Source organism: Amphibacillus cookii (assembly GCF_016908375.1).
Lineage (GTDB): Bacteria > Bacillota > Bacilli > Bacillales > Amphibacillaceae > Amphibacillus_C > Amphibacillus_C cookii.
This window is the reverse complement of sequence record NZ_JAFBDS010000002.1, coordinates 57,298-81,681: the sequence shown is the minus strand read 5'-3', so window position 1 is coordinate 81,681 and position 24,384 is coordinate 57,298. Positions and strand designations below refer to the sequence as shown.

Here is a 24,384-nt window from a genome sequence, read left to right as displayed (position 1 = left end):
TCAATTTAATCGCTTTTAATGCTACCATAAAAATGTAATAAACACCACGGTTATCTCCAATCATCCTATCATTATCGCATCAAGTAATCGTTATTCATTGCAGGTTCGTTGATTGAATCAAGACATTAGCTCACCTCAATCGATTTGCTCTACTTTCTATTTTGAGAGGAGTGTTTACGGACGGTTATCTGTGATAAATGTTAAATACCTAAAGTTCATCTGTCTATAGTAGCTTAAATCTTGTAATTTCAATTTATTTCATCATCTGGTTAACTTGAATATTTTTTATCTAATATGGTGATACTTAGCTAGTGAAGTGATGTTAAGCAAAAGCAACACTTCTAGAAGACGGAAGAGCCTACGTTTCCCCATAGGCGCTTTTCCGGTTTCTCCTCTCCCTTTGCCTTTTTGGTTCTATTAGTTCGAATCAAAAAGGGCCTGCAGATCTTTTTTCTGCAGGCTTTTTTCTATTAATTTATTTTAGTAGCGGCAAGACAAAATGTTGAAATCTGGAAGTTCATGTTAGTGTACACCACTATACCCACTTCCTTCAAGCGTTTTGCCGATTTTTTCTAACAACTAGAGATTAACCTATTATATTCCCATTTTATAATCATATTCTTTAGCCTTATCAACTTTAGCGTTGTCAAACGCTTGATTAATAAATGGCTTGTATGAGTAATCGACTTTTGATACAAAAGGCAGTCGTTCCAATTTCGCTGCTTTGTCTTCAACTTCTTCCTGATCTACATAAATAACAGCATATCTAGACCCTCTTGATACTGCAATGAGGTGTCCATAACGTTTTAATTGCTTGACATTTTTCATATGCTGAAACCAGATAATAAGACCTTGTCTCTTTGTACGTATCATATTGTTCCCTCACTTTAATCATTATGAAGCTTTGCAACCACAGCCCCCACCAGAACCACAGCCACAGCCGCTATCAGTAAATAACGCCCCATCTCGGGGTACAATAATTTGCTTACTAATACTGTGAGCTATTTTTTCACTTATATCATCTAATAGCGCCTGCAACTCTCGTTCAGCTACTTTAAATTGTGCAACCGCTTCATGCATATCTACTTCTCTTTTTACCATCCGCATCTCTTTTGTAATCTGACTAAAGTCTGGATGGTAACGACCAAAACGTTGCACATCTTCATATTGTTCTTTCTTTATCTCAAATTGTTTAATTAAAGCTTGAGCTTCAATATTTTGTTTTAACTTACGTTTATTTTCTATATAATTAACCATCTGCTCAGAATCTATAATCATATTTGCCAATTCATCTGTTTGATCTAATAAATGAATACATTCAGTCGTCGCCAACATGACGATCACCTCCACTAGCACTATCATACCAGTATTTTAAACAAAAAAAAAGAGCAGATCGAGATTAATCGGAGCTCTTTCCTTACAAAACGCCTCTCGCTGTTTATTATAAAGTCACAGTTAGTAGTAATAGCGACGGCCCATTCTATTGTTGTGCATCGGCTGATTCGTATTTTTTCCTCTTATTTCAGAAAAATGATCGATTAGTTTTCTTAATTGGTCAACCGCTTGATCTGCCTGTTGCACATGCTCATCAACCTTGTCAAAATCAACTTTATTAAAAATTGAAAATAATTGTTCTGTCCACTTCTTCTTCGTCTTTTCATCTTTTGGTGCTGTATCATCTTTAAATTGTGTCCAATAATCATCATCTTCTCCCAGTTCTTGGTAGCGTTGATAATAATAAGACCAGTCCTGTTCTCCACTTCTTACCGTTTGAATCATGCCCGGATGCTTCTCAATAAACGCCTTGAACTTTTGAATTTTCGGATGTAATTTGGTTTCACTCATCTTAACCCCAAACCTCCTTTTAAACTGAGCTAGTATAATGTATGATGGGCATTAAGAGAAAGTGAAACATCTTAAAACTGATTTTACTGACCAATGCTAGCCGTGATCATTTCTCGATTTAGAAGCAAGTGTTTTACGGACGGTTATCTGTGATAAAATTCTGTGTATAATAGTTTTGATAAACGCCTACACCAAGATGGGTAAATGACTCATCTAGTAAAGCACGACGGTGTCCTTCACTGTTCAACCATCCTTCCACCGCAGCTAACCCATCTGTATATTGAGCTGCAATATTTTCCCCGGCACGCGAGAACGGGACTTCCCCCTCTGTTAAACGATCTAATAAATCTCTGCCATCCTGTGACTGATGTGAGAAATAATCTAATTGATGCATATCTTGGCTATGAAGACTAGCAACTTGACTCGCCTGATCATGCCATTGCAATGGGTTTACTTCAAATCGTTTGCGAATCATATTTGTTAAAACAAAAATAGCATATGCTTCACTTTGCGTTACCATCTCCCAATCGTCATTAGATAACCTACTTTTTTTCGGCAATGGGCCTGTATAAGATAAATAATAAGGTTGATGCTTGACCGCTACTTCTTCATTCATAATCCGAATTGATGATAATTGACCTGTGTGAATATCAAAATATAATTGTAATAGTATGCCTTCATCTAAGATAATAATAGGGGTTGTTTCGATATCTTGCTCACTTAAGTGAAAAGAAAAGCGATCAAATTCCACCTCTTGCTGAAAAGCATAAAATCCTTCCACTTCTTCGTAATTCATTCCTATCTCTAACGGAAAAATATCAGCTTGCTCTCCCGTTATATAAGCGGTAACAACTTGATCGTCTTTAATCCCAAACTGATAAAAGTAGTCTTCCTCATCAGTAAATAGATACCATTGATAATCATAGCGACTTGGTGCACTTTGTATAGGGTCACCAAACGCTTCTAGCAAACTTGATAATGGTTTGCCGATTAACTGTTCTAAAGTCTCATCTGTTGTGGTATCGCGATCAAAAAATGATAACTTGACCTCTAAAGCTCTATCTTGCTTAATAACCTTTTGCTCAAAAAAATGCCCAGATCTATCTATCGGAGTGATTAGATCATCGTATATAAAAAAAGCAGCATACAATAAAATGAGGAAAAATAAAAGTTTAAACGCACTTTTCATTTAGGTACCTTCTTCCTATTTAAAATAGTTTAATAGTTTTTAAAGATAAGCAAGCCATACTTTGTCTCCCTATATGGCTTGCTTATCTTTAAAACTTAGTGGTAATGCGGGCGCTCTGAAATCTCCTCCAAAGCTTCTCCTGCCATATGATCGGATTGCTCCTCCAATGCTAAGTCCCCTAATGATACAATACCAATTAGTTTGCGATCTTTCACAATGGGAAGACGGCGAATTTGATGTTTTGCCATCAACTCACCCGCTTCAAGTACTGTTTGGTTTGGATCACAGGTTATGGCGTCATGCGTCATGCACTGTTCAATTGATTGATTTGAATCAACAGCTTTTGCATAACCTCGAATAACCAAATCACGGTCAGTCACCATCCCTAATAGATGATGGTCTTCATCACAAACCGGTATCGCTCCAACATTCTGATCAGCCATTAATTTAGCGATTTCATTTATCGGTTGGTTGGGTTGGCAAGACAATACGTGATCTGACATAACTTCATTAACCGTTTTCATAACTCATATACCTCCCTCATGTTTATTGTGGGTAGTTATTGCCCACAATGTGTAGTATGGCCTTACATGAACCTAATTAAACATCATTGATTTCACCTAACACGATAAGATTAATTATAAAAGTAACTATTCAAATTACAAGGAACATGATATATTTCAATGAGACAGAGATTTTTTCTTATCTAACGAAAGGGGGATTTATTTGTGTTGCGTTCGTTAAACAGACGTCATTGGACATTAATTCTATTAGCGATCATTATATTATTGTTCTTTATTTTCGTATTACCTGTTTCCATCCCATTACTAACTGCATTTATTACCGCACTTTTTCTCAACCCACTTATTCGAATGATCGAAAAAAGGTTGCACCTCAACCGTAAGATAAGTGTGATTATTGTCTATTTAACATTTCTTATTTTGCTTTCATTTATTGGTACATATGCGGTAACGAATATTATTAAGCAATTGGTAGATTTAGCTGAGAATGCACCTGATTATATTTTACAAGTCAATAAATTACTCCTTCAATGGAGCGGAGAATTAGAAAGAATTATGGAGGACTTACCTAATGAATTTGTACAGGAAGTCAATAATAGCATTAATAGTAGTGTTGAATCCGTTACAGATATTTTAAGAACACATTTCAGGGTAGAACGACTCGCCTCGATAGTGGCTGTCATTCCAAATTATATTGTCAGTTTTATTGTATATTTAATTGCACTATTTTTATTCATGTTAGAACTTCCCATTTTAAAAGCGAAGTTTTATCATAATTTCACCGAGCATACAGCTGAGAAAATACAATTTATGAGTGCTCGATTAAAATACGTATTTGTAGGTTTTTTGAAAGCACAATTCCTTGTTAGTTTAATCATATTAACGGTTACTTTGCTAGGGTTATTTATCATCATTCCTGAGTATGCGGTAATTATGGCAACCATCATTTGGCTAATTGACCTTATACCGATAATCGGCTCTATCGCTATTCTTGGTCCGTGGTCACTCTATATGTTCATAGCGGGTAACATTTTTATGGGAACTCAGCTTGCCTTACTTGCTTTTATTCTTTTAGCGATCCGGAGAACTGTTGAACCTAAAGTGATGGGACAGCAGATCGGCCTTTCCCCATTAGCTACACTAATTGCAATGTATGTAGGGCTCCAATTAATTGGTATTCTTGGATTCATATTAGGCCCGATTGTGGTTATTGCCTTTAACTCAGCAAAAGAAGCAGGAATCATTAAATGGCATGTTAAACTTTAGAAACGAACTGCTTTTCATCTATTGTGCGATTGTGACTCTAGCATAAAATGCAACTTAAGTATAGGTACAACTTGCACCTTTAAGCTCGACCTTAAAACGAACCTGAAATCAGTAGGCATTTTCGTTCTTCACCCACTCATTTCAGGTTCGTTGATTGAATCAGGACATTACCGCCTGTTAGCGCCCTAATAAATAGCTTTTTATTTTATGGCGGGCGTTTTACGGACGGTTATCTGTGATAAAACGAAAGCGCCAAAGGATATAATATAGAGAAAAACGTCACAAGCTATCATTCTTGTGACGTTTTTGATATTAAATTTATAGTATAGAAAGCATTTTGTAAAACTACTGCTTATGTCAATCAACATAAGCATAGTGCCATTTATGATTGTTGTGCCTTTTCATGTAATAAATTAAGTTGCTTTTCTAAATTATCTAATAAATCTTTGCCTTCTGCTTCCCCAATTAAGTTTAACCTAACAGCAAAATCTATCTCTCTTGATAAACCGAACATTTGTGTATCTAAAACTTCTTCATATAAAGGACATTGGGGCATCATTAAATTGTCCATTTGTACTTGAATGAGTTTCAAGATCTTATCTGCGTCAGCCTTAAGAAGGGCATAGGCTTCATTTGCGTTAGTTACCACCGCTTCTTGCATCATTTAAATCCCCCTCCGTTAAAGATCCTCTTCTCATTATATTAAAGCTTAATGAGGAAAAATGCAAGTTAATTCAATTTAAACAGCCAATAATTAATTATCATTTTGGGTTGACAAAAAACGATGAAGAGATTAAAGTTGCATTAAGGAAACATTTTTAAATTAAAGAACAAAAATTATACATTGCTAATTTATTAGCGGGAGGGGAAATTATGAAAAAAATATTTGTTACATCCACATTGCTATTAGTTATCGTTTTAATGGCTGCTTGTAATGACACAACGCAAACAAGTGAAGAACAAACCATTAATGTGGTTACGACAATCGCTCAAATTGGAGATATCGTTGAAAACGTTGGGGGAGAACATGTAAATGTAACCAGCCTAATGGGGCCAGGAACTGATCCACATATGTATAACGCGGTCCAAAGTGACATTGAGCAAATGGATCAAGCCGACATTATTTTTTATAACGGATTAGACCTTGAAGCACAAATGAATGATGTCTTTGCACAAATGCAAGCTGATAAACCAACGATTGCAGTCGCAGAAGAAATGCCAGAATCTCTATTATTAAATGATCCTGACAATCCTGCCATTTATGACCCGCATATATGGTTTGATGTGACAACCTTTAGTCACGTCGTAGAAGTCGTTAAAGATCAATTGATTACGTTAGACCCAGATCATGAGGAAGACTATCAACAAAACTATAATGATTACATGGATGAGCTCGAAAAATTAAATGAGTACATTATAAATCGTGTAGAAGAAATACCTGAGCAAAGTCGTGTACTCGTAACAGCACATGATGCCTTTCACTACTTTGGAGAATCCTATGGATTTGAAGTTGAAGCATTGCAAGGGTTAAGCACAGAAGATGACTATAGTGTCCAAGATATTCAAGATATCGTTGACTTAGTTGTTGATCGAGAGATTAATGCCCTCTTCATAGAAAGTAGTGTATCCGATCGATCAATTAATGCAGTCAAAGAAGGCGCCCAATCAGAAGGGCATGAAATTGAAATTGGAGGAGAATTGTATTCTGATGCAATGGGTGAAGCGGGCACTGAAGAAGGTACCTATATTGGTATGTTCAAAGCGAATATCGACACGATTGTTGACGCATTAAAATAGGAGGTGTCTAAATGAACGCCCTTGAAATCACAAATATAAAAGTAAACTATCATAAACAAACGGTTCTTGAAAATGTTTCCTTCCATGTTCCAGAGGGGTCGCTTACCGGTATTGTCGGCCCTAATGGGGCTGGAAAATCCACCTTAATTAAAGCTGTACTTGAGCTAATCCCAAAACACTCAGGTGCAGTTAAGGTTTATGAGCAATCATTTCGCCAACAAAAGCATTTAATCGGCTATGTTCCACAAAGAAATGAAGTTGATTGGGACTTCCCTACCAATGCCCGTGATATTGTCCTAATGGGACGTTACCGAAAGATCGGCTTTTTCAAACGTGCTAAGAAACGAGATATTGAAATCGCTGATCAATGTCTTGATAAAGTGGGTATGCTTGACTTTGCCACTAGACAAATCAGTCAATTATCAGGTGGACAACAACAACGGGTGTTTCTCGCTCGGGCACTCGCGCAAGATGCCTCCATTTATTTTATGGATGAGCCTTTTTCCGGTGTAGATGCAGCGACCGAGAAAGCTATCATTCACTTGATGAAAGAATGGAAGAATGAAGGAAAAACGGTGCTGGTTGTTCATCATGATTTACAAACAGTGGAAGAATATTTTGACCGTGTCTTACTATTGAATAAAGTACCGATTGAATATGGGGAAACTCAGACCGTTTTTACTATGGATAATTTGGAACGAACCTATGGTGGCAAAATATCGTTTCTTGAAAGAGCTACAGTCTTGACATAAGGAGGTCATGATATGTCTGATTATTTTTCCATTTTCTTGTCTAGTGCCAATTTCAGATGGGTGATCACCGGTAGCTTGCTATTAGGTTTTGCTTGTGGAATGATCGGTACATTCGTTTTACTAAAAAAGCAGAGTCTTATTAGTGATGCAATGGCTCATGCTGCATTACCTGGAGTAGGTATTGGTTTCTTGTTATTTAATGAAAAAAATCTCCCTGTTCTATTGTTGGGTGCAACTTTAACGAGCTTATTAGGAACGTATTTCATCCAATTGATTATTAAACATTCTAAGCTTGACGCTGATGCTGCGATTGGTGTGATCATTTCTGTCTTCTTCGGCGTAGGTATCGTGCTGTTAACTTTTATTCAACAGCATGCTACTGGAAATCATGCCGGTTTAAAGGAATTCATTTTTGGGCAAGCAGCATCGCTTGTAAATAGAGATGTACAATTAATAACGGTTAGTGCCATTGTCCTTGTGCTTATCACCATGGTTTGTTTTAAGGAATTTAAAATTGCTATTTTTGATCCTGACTTTGCCAAAGGGCTTGGCATACCGGTATCGTTTTTAAACGGTGTACTCATGTTACTCATTGTCGGTATCGTTGTTATTGGTATCCAAATGGTCGGGGTTGTCTTAATAGCCGCATTACTTATTACTCCCCCATTGTCAGCACGCTATTGGACAGATGAACTGCCTATTATGGCTGGGTTGTCCGGTGTTTTAGGTGCTCTAAGTGGTGTGATAGGGACTTGGTTTAGTGCAACAATACCAAATTTGCCAACAGGGCCTATGATTGTATTGGTTATCTCAGCTATTTTTCTAATAAGCTTACTGTTCGGCTCAAAACGTGGAATAATGATGAAAGTGGTGCAGCCATCATGAGTTATACAGGCTGGATTATTATAACTGGTATATTAGTTGGTGTTACGTGCGGTATTAATGGATCGCTACTTGTATTAAGAAAAACCGCAATGCTTGCAGATGCGATTAGTCACACCGTTCTCTTAGGGATAGTCGGGGCTTTTTTCATCACGCAAACCTTACACGGGATTCCTATGTTAATCGGGGCTGCGGTTGTCGGACTTTTAACCGCATATTTAGTTGAAACATTAAATCAAAAAGGTGTTCAGAAAGATGCGAGTATTGGTGTGATTTTCACTTCTTTATTTGCTTTAGCCGTTGTCCTGCTTTCTTTCATTGGCAGTCAAGTTCACTTAGATACTGAACATGCACTGATGGGGGAAATTGCTTTTGTTCCATGGAATCGTTTCGTTCTACATGGGATAGATTTAGGCCCAAAAGCCGTATGGATGCTTAGTACGGTTTTATTAATTAGTCTTACGGTCATTTTCCTTTTCTATAAGCAAATTAAAATTTCTACTTTTGATCATCATTATGCAATATTAATTGGTATCCCAGTGGGGTTTATCCATTATTTATTAATGACGCTCGTCTCTTTATCGACAGTTGCTTCTTTTAATAGTGTCGGGGCAATTTTGGTTGTAGCGATGTTAATTGTTCCTGGCGCAACCGCCTATCTATTATCAGATCGCTTTATAAATGTGATCTTATTAAGCGGATTGATTGGTGGCTTATCCGCTATATTAGGCTATTGGAGCGCCATACAGTTAAATGTATCTATTGCTGGAGCCATGGCCACTACTACTGGTCTGTTTTTTATGCTAGCCTTTTTATTTCATCGAGAAGGTCTAGTTATTAAATACTTTCGACACCGCTTAAGATCACAATAACGGTTTTAAAAAATACTAAGATTAGTAGGGAAGGCCATCCTTTGATGGCCTTCCCTACTATTTTTTATGTTATTGTTTAACTTGGTTGAAGTAATTAACGCCAAATAAAGAACCTTCGCTTACCATATCTGCATTTTCCATATTGTCACTTAATGGACCACCCGCTTCCTCGATTGGAAAATGATTGTCTCTCTTCAACATTAATGTATTTTTAAAATTAACAAACTTATTCTTTATTCGCTCTTGACGCTTATCATTCAATAGCTGATAAGTCACAAAGGTTGTTCCTATTCCAATCAGACCGATGAGCACTTTTCTTTTCATATAGCAACACCTCTTCTTTATTGATATATAGTTCATTCCCGTTTCTATCAAAGTGAAACATAATTAGTGACAAGTCGTTACTTAATTACTCAACTTTCTCATTTGAATTTTCAGGTTCAGCAAAGTAGCATAAGGGTAGACCTAATATTAAATATAGGCGCTGCCTTTGAATATAGATTTTCGATTGATTATAAACCTTTCGTTTTAGAGACGCAGGTGAGCTATGTTCCGCTTTCCATGGGCGTGAGCTTGAGCTGACGTATTCAGTATGAATCCTCACCCAGCTAAGTGGAGATAAGCAAGGGGTGAGACTTCTGCGGGAATAGGATGAGCTGAAGATCCACTTTAGAAGCGCTCTTAGCTTCTAAAGTTAGCTGAAGCCAGCCCCGCGAAAAGCGAATCCCTTGCTTTTCGGAACGACATAACGTGCTAAACGTATGCGGCACATCCATGCAGAAGTAAAGTCAACAAGCCTATTGAATACCGCGTCTATTGAACACGATCAAGGTTGAATGACTATTTTCAGTGTGCGAAAGTTGAGTTAATTATAAAGTTAACCTTCAATCAGTGGACGGAGGTCATGCAGACGTTGCCACAGGACGTGGCGGTTTAAGTCTACGATCTTACCCACCCACTGATAGTTAATTGAGTGATTATACTGATTTCGGACCATGCCGAAAAATTTTTTTACGTGTAATAAGTATTTATTAGTAACTATGCCCACTTATATTGCTTTAATACTTTCAAGTTGCTTTCTTACTGATTGGTCGTTGAGTGAATCAGGACATAAACGTCCGTTAGCGCCCACCTAAATAGATTGCCCCTACCCTCCATTTGATGGTAGGCGGTTTGCAGACGGTTTATCTGTGATAAAGTAAAAGATACGCATAACAGGTTAGCATTCCATGTCTAGATATGCTAAAATGTAAACAATCAATTTATAATAGCTTGCTTGTTTGAGGTGACAGTTATGGATGTTAAATGTCCAATATGTGATACAGTTAATCAAATTAATTATCATTCGCCCTTAGCTAAACGATTACGCAATCGACGTAAACATTTATATTTATGTCCAACTTGCTCAGAGCGTATAGAAAAGAAAACGAAGATGCGCCATGCCACAGGGAATTTTAAACTATATCAAGAAAAAAAAGATGACGACCCCTATATTCAATAATATAGCAGTCGTCATCTTTTTAAGTTATTTCAATTCAATATAGTCATTGATTATTTCATCAATAATATCTGGGTGCGCCGACACCATGGGATCTTGATTTAGAAAAGTTAGTGGCTTGCCATTTGCTTGAACGGTTTTACCACCGACCTCATTGAACAAAATAACACCTGCTGCTAAATCCCATGGATGTAGTTTAAAAGAAATATAGCTGTCCACAATACCCTCTGCTAAATAAGCAAATTCTAAAGCAGCAGAGCCATACGTTCGTGTTCCTCTTACGGTTTGAACTAATTTTCTTATTTTTTTATCATTTACTTTATTGTTGCTTGTACACCAAAAAGTGTTAAGCATAAGTATCGATTCAGATAGGTTTTTATGATCGGCAATCGGGGATAACTTCTTTTCGTTTTTATAAGCTCCCGCCCCTTTTTTAGCGTGGTATAGAATATCAGCCATTACATCATAGACGAAACCAATTTCACCGATTCCATTATGATAAACGGCCAAAGAAATTGAAAAGGTTCGCTTTTGATGAACGAAATTCATTGTCCCATCAATCGGGTCGATAATCCACACTGTTCCTGTTAAGTCATTAACTTCATCACCGAATCCTTCTTCAGACAGGATCCGATCTGTTGGATAGGTATGTCTTATATGTTCCGCAAAAAATTGTTCGATCTTCTTATCCATCTCTGTCACAAGATCATTAGCATCTGCTTTTGTATCGATCTCTCTTGGTTGGTCAATAGCTTGACGAATAAGTGCACCCGCTTCTTTTACCCATTTTTTTGCTTGTTGATATATGGCTTCCTGTTTGAAAGTAGACATTATGATTCATCCTCTCTTACTCTTGGTATAGTTTAGCAAAATTTTCACTTTTGTGCATCTCTGTACCTATCTAATTATAATTATGTTAAAATAAGATATACTATTAGTTAAGAAAGGTGTGATAGAGAATGGATAAATACAACTTTAATAACAACGATTTTGAAATCTTTCATATAGAAGGCTTAGATGAAAGAATGCATGCTATTCAAGAGCATATTCAACCAAAATTCAAGGCAATAGGTACAGAATTAACAGATCATTTAGCCAGCAAGTTAGGTAATGAAATGTTTTTACATATTGCTAAACATGCACGTCGTTCTGTCAATCCGCCTAATGATACCTGGTTAGCCATTGCTGATAACAAGCGAGGCTATAAAAAGCACCCGCACTTCCAGGTTGGTTTATTTGATGATCATTTATTTATATGGCTTGCTTTTATTTATGAACTACCTACCAAGTCTAAAATAGCTGAAACATTTTTAAAATACCAAGATCAAATTGAAGCACTGCCTAATGATTACGTGGTTTCTTTTGATCACATGAATAAAGCTGCAAAACCAGTGGGCTCACTAGTCGATAAGGATCTAGAACGTTTTCGAGATGTTAAGAAGGCTGAACTTTTAATTGGCAAACATATTAGTAAATCTGGCGCCGATCAATTATCTGGTGAAGCCCTATTAGAGCAGATCAAATCAACCTTTGACCAGCTCTTACCTCTTTATCAGCTTGGTAAACGCGCCCTCCAGTAAACTATTTTTACAAGCCACTTATCATTTCATGATATGTGGCTTGCTTATCTCTATCCGTATTATGGCATCTTTATGTTTTGATCACTATTTTCTTTAGCCTTTTTGATGGCCTGATACAATGAATAGCCTGTTTCGCGTTCAAAATCTCTTCCTATCGTTTTTTCTTCACTTTTACTAGGTACTATTTGTTTAAATTTGCGATACTTATTTAAGATGTCCTTTGACGGAATGGGTTTATGATAGCATTCCTCTATTAACGCTAAAAACTCAACCACTTCAACAATCTCATCAGTTGTCCAACGGTCATCGATTGGAAAACGAAAATTCATTTGGCCGCCCCCTCCTATGATAAATACTTCAATTAACTAGCTATTTGATATCATTTTTGCTATAATCTTTTTGCTTCATTGCATTATTATTTTATTAAAGGAGTCAATTATATGCAAGAACATGAAAAAACACCCTTATTTTCGGGTCTTTTACAACATATTAATCAACATCCGCTTGCTTTTCATATACCTGGTCATAAAAGTGGAAGAGGGATTGATCCCTCTTTTAAAGGCTTTATGGGTGACAATGCTTTATCGATTGACTTAATTAATATTAGTCCCCTTGATGATCTGCATCATCCGCAAGGGATTATTAAAGAAGCTGAGCAATTAGCTGCTCAAGCATTTGGTGCTGATTTCACCTTTTTTTCTGTGCAAGGGACAAGCACACCCATTATGGCAATGGTATTAAGTGTGTGTCAGCCTGGCGATAAGATTATCGTCCCTCGAAACATACACAAATCAGTGACATCGGCTATTATTTTTTCAGGTGCCATCCCTATTTTTGTGCACCCAGAGCTTGATACATCACTTGGCATTGCTCATGGAATCACCCCTCGTTCAGTGGAGCATGCACTTGATGCACATCCAGATGCCAAAGCAGTATTTGTTATAAATCCAACCTATTTTGGCATAGCTGCTGATTTACGACAAATTGTTGAAATTGCACATAATAAAGCCATTCCTGTCCTGGTCGATGAAGCACACGGTGTTCATATCCACTTTCATGAAGAACTGCCACTCTCAGCTATGGAAGCAGGTGCAGATTTAGCAGCAACCAGCGTCCATAAATTGGGGGGATCACTGACACAAAGTTCTGTTTTAAATGGTCGGGAGGGTTTAATTGTTAAGGAACGCGTTCAAAATGTGCTATCGATGTTAACAACGACATCAACATCTTATCTCTTACTTGCATCACTAGACGTTGCTCGAAAACAATTAGCCATCCATGGACATCGTTTATTAACAGAAACGATTAAACGTGCACAAGATTTACGTAAACAAATAAATGATTTAAACTTTCTTTACTGCCCTGGAAACGAAATATTAGGGACAGATGCTACCTTCAATTACGACCCAACAAAAATATTAATTTCCGTTAAACAATTAGGGGTGACAGGCTATGATGTAGAAAGTTGGCTGAGAGAGCATTATCAAATTGAAGTAGAGCTATCTGATATGTACAATATTTTGTGTATTATTACACCAGGAGATGACAATCAACACATCACTACACTACTAACCGCCTTAAAGGATTTGGTTTACTCATTTAAACATCATGCCATAGAAAGACAAGTGCAGGTAAGTATATCTGAAATACCAGCTTTAAGTATGTCACCACGTGATGCTTTCTATGCAGACACCGAAACCATTAAATTGTCCGAAGCGGTTGGACGGATTAGTGCAGAATCAATTATGATCTATCCACCTGGAATCCCCATTTTCATTCCTGGTGAGATTATAACTGAGGAAAATCTTAATTATATTAAAAAAAATATTGAAGTCGGCTTGCCCGTTCAAGGTTTAGAAGATGTTACCTTAGAAACGATTCATGTTATTAAAGAAATGAAACCTTTTACTTAATAAATTGAAGCTTCAATTCTTGAAGGTTTCGACCTTCTCCAACGGATTGGTCATTGAGTGAATCAGCATTAGCATCCGTCACCTCCCGCCTAAATAGATGATTTCTGCTCTCTATTTTACGGCGGGTGTTTACGGACCGAACGGTTACCTGTGTTAAATTGGACCGAGCACTCACAATTCCCGACATTTTCCATCCTAACACCTTACTAGTATGCAAAAGGCGAATGAAAGACCCAATACCGGCTCCTCATTCGCCATTCGTATTACTTTAACTCCTCTTCTTACAGTTAAAAGATAAGCGCGCTATTCAGAAACAGTTTCAATTGTTTTAGGGTTAACTATCTCATAGTCCTTTTCCCTTAATCCAATGACAATATCTTCTAACGCTTCACGCGTCCACGCACGATCATGCATCAATACATTAGCGCCATCACGCAATTCTGGCGCATTAACCATAATTTCTGCTAATGCATCTGCCTCTGTATAATCAGCCTCCCAGTCATATCCGTAAGTCCAATTCATAACTACCATCTCTTCTTCTTCAGCTACAGCATTTGAAACATCTGTATTAACACCAAAAGGCGCTCTGAAAAATTTAGGGCGTTCACCAATTATATCTTCTACCAAATCATTTAACGCGATTATTTCTTCACGTTGTTGCTCTTCAGAAAGATCACTTAAATTAGGATGGGTGTATGTGTGATTACCAATTACAAAACCCATTTCATAAATTTCTTTTAATATTTGTTGCTGTTCCTGATCTTGCAAAAAATGGCCATTAACAAAAAATATTGCCGGCGCCTCTAATGTCTTTAGTGTATTTGCCATCTCTAAAGCATGTTGATCTGGCGCATCATCAATGGTTAATAAAACAACTTGGCTATTGGTTTCCTCACTAATCGGTTCGATTGCCCAGTTCGTTTGATTTACGCGATATAGGGGTTGATGTTCATTTACCGTTACATCCAATTCGATTTCTCCTTCCCTATCTTCAACTTCTTCTTCCTTTACAGACTCTTCTTCTACTGGCTCTTGAATATTTTCTTCTTCTTGTTCTGATTCACCTTGATTAGACTCTGTTTGACAACCGATCAATAATAAAATCATGAATAGAGCTACTATTAAAAAGAGAATATTTTTCATTATGCTCATCCTTGTTGTTTTATTTCTTTTCTTCTGTATTATAAACCATTTCCGATCAAAAAAATGTCTTTCATAAAGTTTAAAAAAAGCATCATTTTAGACATATTAACAAAAAAGGTTGTATACTATTTGACGTTGGTGAAGGGAATTCTCCATTTCATGTGTTTGTGTAATGGGGGTAGACTTTCGTTAACGTCTTTTCTATTTCTCTAAAAATAGCAATGGGTTCGGTCATCCAGTGATTCGCTTTCCGCAGGCACGGCTTCAGCTAACTCATGTGCGCACCAAACGCGCACATGAGTGGATCTTCAGCTCGTGCTATTCCTGCAGGAGTCTCATCACTTCCTTACCGAACATGCATGAATTTACGTGTAGATAGACATTTAAATTAAGTTAAGATCTATTGAATCGAAATTAGCCCAAAATGCACCTAATCAAACAAACATTCACTTATAAAATCGGCAATAATTCTCACCAACGTCATTTGACAAAGAACCACAAAAAACACCGATAATTCATAAGAATTACCGGTGTTTAATTATTATTTTACAACGTGAATTGGTGTACCCATCGCAACTTCAGCAGCTTCCATGGTAATTTCACCTAATGTAGGGTGAGCATGAATGGTAAGAGCCAAGTCTTCTGCTGTCATACCAGATTCAATCGCTAAACCAAGCTCTGAAATCATATCACTCGCATTAGCTCCTGCAATTTGTGCGCCAAGAACTAGACCATCATCTTTACGTGTAACGAGTCTAACAAATCCATCGCCACTACCTAATGATAACGCTCGACCATTTGCAGCAAACGGGAATTTAGATGATGTCACTTCATAGCCTGCTTCTTTTGCTTCAGCTTCAGTGTATCCAACTGTTGCAAGTTCTGGATCAGAGAATACAACAGCAGGAATGCCGTTATAATCAATTACTGACTTTTCGCCTGCAATAGCTTCAGCAGCAATTTTACCTTCATATGAAGCTTTGTGCGCAAGTGGTGGGCCTGCTACAATATCTCCAATTGCAAATATATTATCAACACTGGTACGACATTGTTTATCAATTTTAATAAGTCCACGATCATCCATATCTATACCCACTTGCTCTAATCCAATTTCAGCAGTGTTTGGATAACGACCGACTGTAACAAGTACATAATCCGCTTCAATGGTTTCTTCTTTCCCTTTAGCTTCATAAGTTACTTTCACGCCACTATCTGTTACTTCAGAACCTTTTGCCATTGCATTGGTTACGATGCTAACATTTTTCTTTTTCAAATGGCGTTTAACTAAAGATGACATATCTTTTTCAAAACCACCTAAAATGTCATCAGCACCTTCAAGAATGGTCACTTCTGTACCAAAGTTTGCATATGAAGTACCCAATTCAGTACCCACATACCCCCCGCCGATAACAACGAGCTTTTTAGGAATTTCTTTAAGATTTAAAGCCCCTGTTGAATCTAAAATGCGATCAGAATACTTAAATGACGGGATTTCAATTGGTGTAGAACCTGTTGCAATAATACAATGCTTAAACGTATAAGTTTGTGAGTTTTTCTCATCCATTACACGAACAGTATTTTTATCAACAAAGTAAACTTCACCACTTACAATATCCACCTTGTTACCTTTAAGTAAGCCTTCAACACCAGAAGTGAGCTTATTAACCACACTATTTTTCCACTCTTGAACTTTACTAAAATCGACGGTGACGTTTTCTGCTGCAATCCCCATCTCTTCAGCACCATGTGCTTCTTCAAAGCGATGACCTGCTTGAATAAGTGCTTTTGATGGAATACAACCTACATTAAGACAAACGCCTCCTAGCGCACCTTTATCAACAATCGTTACTTTTTGGCCGGTTTGAGCAGCACGAATGGCAGCTACGTAGCCACCAGGTCCTGCTCCAACAACTAATGTATCTAATTCAATTGGAAAATCTCCTACTACCATATTCGATTACGCCTCCATCATAATTAATTGTGGATCGTTTAACAAACGCTTTATTTGATTTAAAGCATATTGTGCTGTTGCACCATCTACGATACGGTGATCGAAGCTTAGTGATAATGCCAATACTGGAGCTGCGACGATTTCACCATCTTTAACGACTGGTTTCTCAGCGATACGACCAATACCTAGAATCGCAGCTTCAGGATAATTAATAACTGGTGTAAACCATTGACCACCAGCTGAACCGATGTTTGTAATGGTACATGATGCACCCTTCATTTCATCTGGAGAAAGTTTACCTTCCTGTGCTTTCTGAGCTAATTGATTAATCTCTTTCGAAATATCGAAAATAGATTTTTTATCAGCGTCTTTTACAACAGGGACAAGCAAACCTTTATCTGTGTCTGCTGCAATACCAACATTATAGTAATGCTTATAAACAATTTCGTCCGTATTATCATCAATCGATGCATTAATAATTGGGAATTGTTTTAAAGCAGAAACCAAAGCTTTAACTACATAAGGTAAGTAAGTCAACTTAATTTCTTTTTCTGCTGCAACCGGTTTGAATTTCTTACGATGGGCAACAAGTTCAGTCACATCTACTTCATCATGTAATGTAACATGAGGTGCTTTGTGTTTAGAGTTAACCATTGCGTTTGCAATAGACTTACGGATACCAGACATTTTTTCACGTGTCTCAGGTAATTCACCTGTAGAAGCTTGTGGCTTAGCTGTCGATTTCGTTTCTTTCGAATCAGATTTAGTTGCCGCTTTTGGCTCATTAGCTGTTGTATCTGCTGTGTCAACTTTCTGATCACCACTTAAGTAGGCTTCAACATCTTCTTTCAGTATACGTCCATTTTTCCCTGTGCCTTTTACATTTGTGATTTGCACATCGTGGTCACGAGCAAATTTACGAACTGAAGGCATCGCAATAACTCTCGCATTGTCCGTAGATGCTGACTCAGGTTGTTTGGTGGTTTGAGAAGATTGTTTTTCTTCTTTAGCTGGTTCTTCATTGCCACCCTCTGAAGCGTAACCCTCTGCATAGATAGATACAACCGTTTGTCCCACTGTAGCGACAGTTCCTTCTTCAAAGTGTACCTCTTTTACTGTTCCTTCTACTGGAGACGGAATTTCAACAACCGCTTTGTCATTTTGCACTTCACATAATACATCATCTTCATTTATTTCATCGCCAGCTTTGACAAACCATTTTACGATTTCACCTTCGTGAATACCTTCACCAATATCAGGTAATTTGAATTCAAAAACACCTTGACCTGCGTCTGAACTGTTTTCTTGGGTAGGTGCGGCAGCTTCTTGATCAGAATCTGATTCCCCACCTTCGTAACCTTCTGCATCAATAGTAACAATCGTTTGCCCCACTGTAGCAACGGTTCCTTCTTCAAAGTGTACCTCTTTTACTGTTCCTTCTACTGGAGACGGAATTTCAACAACCGCTTTGTCATTTTGCACTTCACATAATACATCATCTTCATTTATTTCATCGCCAGGTTTTACAAACCATTTTACGATTTCGCCTTCGTGAATACCTTCACCAATGTCAGGCAATTTAAATTCGAATGCCATTATTGCTAACCTCCCTGGTTAATTTACTAACACTTAAAAATTAATTACGTCATTCACTTTCTCTACAATGTCGTTATGGTTTGGCAACCATACTTCTTCTGCTTGTGTAAATGCGTATACCGTATCTGGAGCCGCTACACGTAATACAGGTGCTTCTAAATGTAAGATCGCACGTTCTTGTATTTCCGCAACAATTTGAGAAGCGATACCAGCTTGACGCTGAGCTTCTTGAACAACAACGACACGGCCTGTTTTCTTAACAGATTCTACAATCGTATCTATATCTAATGGCGAAATCGTACGTAAGTCAACAACTTCAGCACTTACACCATCTTTTTCTAATTCCTCAGCAGCTTTAACAGAAGCTTGAACCATTGCACCATAAGCGATTAATGTAACATCATTACCTTCGCGCGTTACTTTTGCTTTGCCAAGTTCTACTTCATAAGCTTCTTCTGGTACCTCATCACGGAAAGAACGATATAATTTCATGTGCTCTAAAAAGATAACAGGATCATTATCGCGAATTGATGAAATTAATAAACCTTTAGCATCATAAGGATTTGATGGAATAACCACTTTCAATCCCGGTTGCTGTGCCATAAGTCCTTCTAATGAGTCAGCATGCATTTCCGGGGTATGAACACCACCACCAAATGGTGAGCGAATCGTAACAGGCGCATGCATCGTATTACCTGAACGATAACGCATACGTGCCATTTGTCCACTAATAGAATCCATAACTTCATAAACGAAACCAAAGAATTGGATCTCAGGAACCGGACGGAAACCTTGCGTACTTAGTCCGATAGCTAAACCACCAATCCCTGATTCAGCTAATGGCGTGTCAAAAACACGATCTTCGCCAAACTCATCTTGAAGACCTTCTGTCGCACGGAAAACACCACCGTTTTGCCCGACATCTTCTCCAAAAACAAGAACATTTTCATCATTTTTTAATTCCGTACGTAACGCATCAGTAATTGCTTGAATCATCGTCATTTGAGCCATGATTTACTTCGACTCCTTTGCTTTGTATTCTTCCATTTGCTCTTCTAAGTGTGATGGAAGTGTTTCATACATATTTCCAATTAAATCTGTAACTTTTTGTTTCGGTGTATTATCTGCTTCTTTTACAGCGTTTTTAATTTCTTCTTTCGCTCTTTCAATCACTTCATTTTCTTGATTTTCAGACCAGATCCCTTTCTTCTCTAAGAATTTTCGGAAGCGAACAAGCGGATCTCTTTTTTCCCATTCATTATCTAAATCTTCAGAGCGATAACGTGTTGGATCATCACCAGCCATTGTATGAGGACCATAACGATAAGTAAGGGCTTCAATTAAAGTTGGCCCCTCACCATTGACAGCGCGTTCACGTGCTTCTTTCGTTGCTACATAAACAGCTAACACATCCATACCATCGACTTGAATGCCTTCGATACCAGCTGCAACAGCTTTTTGTGCTAATGTATCTGCAGCAGTCTGTTTTTCAACTGGCGTAGAGATAGCAAATTGGTTGTTTTGAACAACGAATATAGCCGGTGAATTAAAGGCACCTGCAAAGTTCATCCCTTCATAGAAATCACCTTGAGAAGTACCGCCATCACCTGTGTACGTAATAGCAACAGATTTTTTATTACGCTTTTTCATACCTAACGCAACGCCAGCTGTCTGCACGTATTGTGCACCAATAATAATTTGTGGACTTAGGGCGTTGACACCTTCAGGCATTTGGTTCCCAATATAGTGACCTCTTGAGAATAAAAATGCTTTGTGTAGTGGTAATCCATGCCAAATTAATTGAGGAACATCACGGTAACCTGGTAGTATAAAATCATCTTGTTCCAATGCATACTGTGAACCTAATTGAGAGGCTTCTTGACCCGCTGTAGGAGCATAAAAACCTAGACGCCCTTGACGATTCAAAGCGATGGAACGTTGATCTAAAATTCTCGTGTACACCATTCTTGTCATTAACTCTTTTAATTCATCATCTGAAAGTTCAGGCATGGCTTCTTCATTAACTATTTTACCTTCTTCATCCAGAATTTGAAACGTTTCAAATTGCTCAGCAATCTTTTCTGCAGTACGTTTCAAAAGACTCACCTCTTCCTTTCTATTCTATCCTTGTTTTATTTATTTCGTTTTAAATCTAAACAAAAGGACCTAAAACGTAAATTGCACCTATCGTTACAATACCCTTTCTCAACATTTTTAATCTTTATTTCATTGGCAAGCAAAACTGTTATACAAGAAAAAGTTGAAACGATTAGTACAATTTGTTCTTTGATATTAGTTTATCTCAATAACTCAAAACGGTCAATCACTTTGCAACAATAACTTTTAAATTATTCAACCTTTTTGTATGAAAAATATTTTATTGTGAACTGTTTCACTAATTTATTAATCCTGTATCAGTCTTCTCCGCAGCTGTGTATCACATCTATTCGCTCACTTTAAGCATTTCGGCCTACATTTATATTCATATTCAAGTCAGACGGATGGTCTACAAAATAAAGCGAAATTTCTATCAGTGGGCGTGGCGGTATTCAATAGGCTTGTTGACTTTACTTCTGCATGGATTTAGCACGTTATGTCGTTCCGAAAAGCAAGGGATTCGTTTTTCGCGGGGCTGGCTTCAGCTAACTTTAGAAGCTAAGAGCGCTTCTAAAGTGGATCTTCAGCTCATCCTATTCCCGCAGAAGTCTCACCCCTTGCTTATCTCCACTTAGATTGGGGGTTCATACTGAATGCGTAAGCTCAACCGCACGAAATAAAGCGAAGAAGATGTGGCACTATTAGAATTAAGAAGTTTCTTATTCTGAGACGCAATGCCGATGTCTTCATAATCTACATCGTGTAAATCTAACATCCACGGATTGAAATGGCGCTTGATGAGCTCTTTAAAGACAACCATTATTAAGATTATGATTTAGCAGGTGAGCTATGTGTAGACGCCTGTGGGAGTAGCTCAAGCCACGCCCACCCACGGAAAGCGGAATATAGCTCACCTGCGCCTCTAAAACGAAAGGTTTATAATCAATCGAAAATCTATATTCAAATATTTGACTGAACCTGAAAATTTAGATAAGAAAGTTGAGACATTAACGTTCACTATGGCGTTTGATCTTTATATTTACTTCATGTATGCAAAAAAGCACGGCTTTGTTGGAGAGACAAGCCATGCTTTCATCATATAATCATTCATATGTAATATTTAAGTCAGATTGATCATAAAATTCGCGTTTCTTTTCATTAAAATCATCTGTTGCTTCATTAAACGCATGATTAGCGTCAATCACTTCTTGGTATTGATTATTAACTTGGTCAACTTGTTCAGTAAATTCAGGTTCTTCTAAGTCTTCTTTCATTAATAATTCATAAAGAGCAATATCATAATCTAATGAGCTCTGATAAGCTTCGTGTAAAACTAGAAAAGCTTGATAACGTTCCTCCATCTTTTCAACCATTTCATGTGCTGTCTCTTGTAAAGCTTCATCTTCTAGATCTGCTATCAGTGGTTCAATTTGTTCAAACTCATTTTTGGATGCTTCAATACTTGCTATTTCTTTTTCAGTAAGCTCTCTTCGTTCTTCGATAGAGGCAATCGCCTGCTCGGCCAATGTTCGAATCTCTTCGTATTCGTCCATACCTAATTCACTAATTTCTTGATATATGTCTTGCTCCTTTTGTTCTAACTCACCAAGTGGTTGCTGCTGATCAACAAAATCGCCCTCTAACCTAACGGCTTCTTCCATATGTTCATACATTGCTTCTTCTGTTGATTGCCCTGAACAAGCAACTAATAATAAACCACTTAATATCATTATCATTAATCCCACAGTTTTAAAACGCACGTTAATGCCTCCATTCTTTTGCTTCTCTATGATGCCTATTCTACCATATAAAAATAGTATAACATAAGTAACATTTGGACAAACATAATAAATAAATTGAATTGAATCGAATTGATGTAGTATAGGTAAAGGTAGATAATTGGTTTTTATCGACTGCTACCTTACTCTAATTTATCACAGATAACCGTCCGTAAAACATCCCCTTCAAAATAGAGAGTAGAGCAAATCTATTTTGAGGGGTAATAACGGACGCTAATGTTCGGAGTCACTCAGCTAACTTTCAATGGGTAAGTAAGATCGTAGACTAAAACCGCCACAGCTTTAAGAAGGTTGACAGACTAAGGCCGCCACGTCTGTGGCAACGTCTGCATGACCGACATCCTGTAGGCCCACGTCGACTGATGGAAGGTTCGTTTTATAATCACCCATCCTTACATTGTGAAATCAGTTATATTGCACTTCCTCCATTTCCAAGTTAATATCTATTGACATACAAAATTATCCCCATTCCAGTCATAATTATGTTAAACTATGTTACAGCAATTAAGAATTGAACAATAAACGTATCACTATATTCTTATTTGTGATTTTAAAGGAGTGTTTACACGTTGATTACTATGACAGATATTGTTCGGGAAGGTCATCCCACTTTGACTGAAGTCGCTAAGGATGTAGCCATGCCTCCTAGCCATGAAGATAAAAAACTATTAACAGACATGCTTCAATTTATTAAAAATAGCCAAGATGAAGAGACGGCAAAGAAGTATAAGCTTAGAGCAGGGGTTGGTTTAGCTGCGCCACAATTAGGGATCTCAAAGCGTATGTTCGCTGTTCACTTTGAGGACTTTAAGGGGAAAAACTATAGTGACGGGTATTTTAACCCTAAAATCATTAGTCACTCAGTAGAAATAACCTATTTATCTTCTGGAGAAGGCTGCCTTTCTGTGGATCGAGAAGTACCAGGGTATGTACCAAGGTATGCCAGAATTACGATGACAGCTACCAATTTAGCAGGTGAATTTGTTAAATTAAGGTTAAAAGATTATGCTGCGATCGTTTTTCAACATGAAATCGATCATTTAAATGGCGTTATGTTCTATGATCACATTAATGATTCTGAACCTTTTACAGCACCTGCTAACGCTAAACCCTGTGATGCTAACTAATCATTTTTTCTATTCTTATAATAAGGTGTATAACTTTATTTCTTTAAGTGAAAAATAATAAACAAAACAGAAAGCTGAAGAAAATAATACGTTTCTGTTTCCAAACTTGCCAATCCATACTATACTATTAATAAGAGGGTTGGATCGGATGATGAGTTTTCGCTTTTTGAAAGGAGCTGCTTATACTATGTTAAGACGGCTAAGAGAAAAGCTTCGAAAAAAATGGAAAAGATTACTGAACCAAAATCGTGTTCCCAATGCTTAAGCCTTCAACACCTTTAAACGAACGATTGAACGATTTTCATAATGCTATGTTTTAGAAAAAGACTATTTAAGGAGAGATGAAATGATTTACAAAGTACTATATCAAGAAAGGGCCGATGAGGTTCCTGTAAGAGAAAATACACACTGTCTATATTACCAAGCAGAGAACGAACGCCAAGTCAGAGCTGAGCTTAAGGATCGCGATATTAATATTGAATACATTCAACCACTAGAGGGCGAACATCTTGATTACGAGAAAAAATCCGAATATTTTGCTGTGGAGAATGTATAA

At 37.4% G+C, this 24,384-nt stretch carries 25 protein-coding genes; 10 read left to right on the top strand and 15 right to left on the bottom strand.

The features are described from left to right. Nucleotides 1-594: 594 nt before the first annotated feature. The 5 genes from JOE23_RS03465 to JOE23_RS03445 form a co-directional block, all read right to left on the bottom strand. A complete protein-coding gene (locus tag JOE23_RS03465) occupies nt 595-873 on the bottom strand; it encodes a YlbG family protein (protein ID WP_204435907.1) in 279 nt (92 codons plus the stop codon). A gap of 21 nt (nt 874-894) precedes the next feature. Then, nucleotides 895-1,335 (bottom strand): YlbF/YmcA family competence regulator, encoded by a 441-nt coding sequence (locus tag JOE23_RS03460; RefSeq protein WP_204435906.1) that lies wholly within the window; start codon nt 1,333-1,335, stop codon nt 895-897. Between the two features lie 120 nt (nt 1,336-1,455). Then, nucleotides 1,456-1,845, bottom strand: coding sequence for a YlbD family protein (gene ylbD / locus JOE23_RS03455; RefSeq protein WP_204435905.1), 390 nt, complete (start codon nt 1,843-1,845; stop codon nt 1,456-1,458). A gap of 133 nt (nt 1,846-1,978) precedes the next feature. Continuing rightward, nucleotides 1,979-3,034 (bottom strand): CAP domain-containing protein, encoded by a 1,056-nt coding sequence (locus tag JOE23_RS03450; protein ID WP_204435904.1) that lies wholly within the window; start codon nt 3,032-3,034, stop codon nt 1,979-1,981. A gap of 95 nt (nt 3,035-3,129) precedes the next feature. Then, complete coding sequence (locus JOE23_RS03445; RefSeq protein ID WP_204435903.1) at nt 3,130-3,558, bottom strand: CBS domain-containing protein; 429 nt, start codon at nt 3,556-3,558, stop codon at nt 3,130-3,132. A gap of 204 nt (nt 3,559-3,762) precedes the next feature. Here JOE23_RS03445 and ytvI point away from each other — a divergent pair, with 204 nt between their 5' ends. After that, nucleotides 3,763-4,821 carry a sporulation integral membrane protein YtvI gene (gene ytvI / locus JOE23_RS03440; protein WP_204435902.1) on the top strand — a complete coding sequence of 353 codons (1,059 nt, stop codon included), beginning with the start codon at nt 3,763-3,765 and terminating at the stop codon, nt 4,819-4,821. A gap of 382 nt (nt 4,822-5,203) precedes the next feature. On the opposite strand, the gene JOE23_RS03435 is transcribed toward ytvI, so the two are convergent. Next, nucleotides 5,204-5,485: an Fpa/YlaN family protein gene (locus JOE23_RS03435; RefSeq protein ID WP_017471774.1), complete on the bottom strand. Its 282-nt coding sequence runs from the start codon at nt 5,483-5,485 to the stop codon at nt 5,204-5,206. A 209-nt stretch (nt 5,486-5,694) separates the two neighbouring features. On the opposite strand from JOE23_RS03435, the gene JOE23_RS03430 reads away from it, so the two are divergent. Genes JOE23_RS03430 through JOE23_RS03415 form a run of 4 tightly spaced genes read left to right on the top strand, consistent with a single transcriptional unit; the run spans nt 5,695 to nt 9,124 of the window. Further along, nucleotides 5,695-6,618: a metal ABC transporter solute-binding protein, Zn/Mn family gene (locus JOE23_RS03430; RefSeq protein WP_204435901.1), complete on the top strand. Its 924-nt coding sequence runs from the start codon at nt 5,695-5,697 to the stop codon at nt 6,616-6,618. An 11-nt stretch (nt 6,619-6,629) separates the two neighbouring features. Continuing rightward, nucleotides 6,630-7,370: a metal ABC transporter ATP-binding protein gene (locus JOE23_RS03425; RefSeq protein WP_204435900.1), complete on the top strand. Its 741-nt coding sequence runs from the start codon at nt 6,630-6,632 to the stop codon at nt 7,368-7,370. A gap of 12 nt (nt 7,371-7,382) precedes the next feature. Further along, nucleotides 7,383-8,255 carry a metal ABC transporter permease gene (locus JOE23_RS03420; RefSeq protein WP_204435899.1) on the top strand — a complete coding sequence of 291 codons (873 nt, stop codon included), beginning with the start codon at nt 7,383-7,385 and terminating at the stop codon, nt 8,253-8,255. Next, complete coding sequence (locus JOE23_RS03415; RefSeq protein WP_204435898.1) at nt 8,252-9,124, top strand: metal ABC transporter permease; 873 nt, start codon at nt 8,252-8,254, stop codon at nt 9,122-9,124. Before JOE23_RS03420 ends, JOE23_RS03415 begins: the two co-directional genes overlap by 4 nt. A 69-nt stretch (nt 9,125-9,193) precedes the next feature. Here JOE23_RS03415 and JOE23_RS03410 read toward each other — a convergent pair whose 3' ends face one another. Beyond that, nucleotides 9,194-9,448: a hypothetical protein gene (locus JOE23_RS03410; RefSeq protein WP_204435897.1), complete on the bottom strand. Its 255-nt coding sequence runs from the start codon at nt 9,446-9,448 to the stop codon at nt 9,194-9,196. Between the two features lie 970 nt (nt 9,449-10,418). Here JOE23_RS03410 and JOE23_RS03405 point away from each other — a divergent pair. Then, the gene (locus JOE23_RS03405) at nt 10,419-10,625 is read left to right on the top strand and encodes a YlaI family protein (protein WP_017471768.1); all 207 of its coding nucleotides are present in this window, start codon (nt 10,419-10,421) and stop codon (nt 10,623-10,625) included. A 24-nt stretch (nt 10,626-10,649) separates the two neighbouring features. Here JOE23_RS03405 and JOE23_RS03400 read toward each other — a convergent pair whose 3' ends face one another. Beyond that, entirely contained in the window at nt 10,650-11,453 is an 804-nt protein-coding gene (locus tag JOE23_RS03400; protein ID WP_204435896.1) for an inositol monophosphatase family protein, read from the bottom strand. A 128-nt stretch (nt 11,454-11,581) separates the two neighbouring features. Between JOE23_RS03400 and JOE23_RS03395 the strand changes: the two genes are divergently transcribed. After that, on the top strand, nt 11,582-12,202 hold the full coding sequence (locus tag JOE23_RS03395) for a YktB family protein (RefSeq protein WP_204435895.1): 621 nt from the start codon (nt 11,582-11,584) through the stop codon (nt 12,200-12,202). Nucleotides 12,203-12,261: 59 nt separating this feature from the next. On the opposite strand, the gene JOE23_RS03390 is transcribed toward JOE23_RS03395, so the two are convergent. Next, nucleotides 12,262-12,531, bottom strand: a complete 270-nt coding sequence (locus tag JOE23_RS03390) for a UPF0223 family protein (protein WP_204435894.1) — start codon at nt 12,529-12,531, stop codon at nt 12,262-12,264. Between the two features lie 111 nt (nt 12,532-12,642). On the opposite strand from JOE23_RS03390, the gene JOE23_RS03385 reads away from it, so the two are divergent. Next, nucleotides 12,643-14,115, top strand: a complete 1,473-nt coding sequence (locus JOE23_RS03385) for an aminotransferase class I/II-fold pyridoxal phosphate-dependent enzyme (protein ID WP_204435893.1) — start codon at nt 12,643-12,645, stop codon at nt 14,113-14,115. Between the two features lie 303 nt (nt 14,116-14,418). Here JOE23_RS03385 and JOE23_RS03380 read toward each other — a convergent pair whose 3' ends face one another. The 6 genes from JOE23_RS03380 to JOE23_RS03355 all read right to left on the bottom strand — a co-directional run bounded on the left by JOE23_RS03380 (nt 14,419) and on the right by JOE23_RS03355 (nt 22,662). Continuing rightward, the gene (locus JOE23_RS03380) at nt 14,419-15,258 is read right to left on the bottom strand and encodes a polysaccharide deacetylase family protein (protein ID WP_204435892.1); all 840 of its coding nucleotides are present in this window, start codon (nt 15,256-15,258) and stop codon (nt 14,419-14,421) included. 541 nt (nt 15,259-15,799) lie between these two features. After that, nucleotides 15,800-17,209 (bottom strand): dihydrolipoyl dehydrogenase, encoded by a 1,410-nt coding sequence (lpdA, locus tag JOE23_RS03375; RefSeq protein ID WP_204435891.1) that lies wholly within the window; start codon nt 17,207-17,209, stop codon nt 15,800-15,802. Nucleotides 17,210-17,215: 6 nt separating this feature from the next. After that, nucleotides 17,216-18,805, bottom strand: coding sequence for a dihydrolipoyllysine-residue acetyltransferase (locus JOE23_RS03370; RefSeq protein ID WP_204435890.1), 1,590 nt, complete (start codon nt 18,803-18,805; stop codon nt 17,216-17,218). 33 nt (nt 18,806-18,838) lie between these two features. Continuing rightward, the gene (locus JOE23_RS03365) at nt 18,839-19,816 is read right to left on the bottom strand and encodes an alpha-ketoacid dehydrogenase subunit beta (RefSeq protein WP_204435889.1); all 978 of its coding nucleotides are present in this window, start codon (nt 19,814-19,816) and stop codon (nt 18,839-18,841) included. Between the two features lie 3 nt (nt 19,817-19,819). Then, nucleotides 19,820-20,902, bottom strand: a complete 1,083-nt coding sequence (gene pdhA / locus JOE23_RS03360; protein WP_204435888.1) for a pyruvate dehydrogenase (acetyl-transferring) E1 component subunit alpha — start codon at nt 20,900-20,902, stop codon at nt 19,820-19,822. 1,103 nt (nt 20,903-22,005) lie between these two features. Continuing rightward, the gene (locus JOE23_RS03355) at nt 22,006-22,662 is read right to left on the bottom strand and encodes a YkyA family protein (RefSeq protein WP_204435887.1); all 657 of its coding nucleotides are present in this window, start codon (nt 22,660-22,662) and stop codon (nt 22,006-22,008) included. A 608-nt stretch (nt 22,663-23,270) separates the two neighbouring features. Here JOE23_RS03355 and def point away from each other — a divergent pair. Next, nucleotides 23,271-23,828, top strand: coding sequence for a peptide deformylase (gene def, locus JOE23_RS03350; RefSeq protein ID WP_204435886.1), 558 nt, complete (start codon nt 23,271-23,273; stop codon nt 23,826-23,828). Nucleotides 23,829-24,174: 346 nt separating this feature from the next. Beyond that, complete coding sequence (locus JOE23_RS03345; RefSeq protein WP_204435885.1) at nt 24,175-24,384, top strand: DNA-dependent RNA polymerase subunit epsilon; 210 nt, start codon at nt 24,175-24,177, stop codon at nt 24,382-24,384.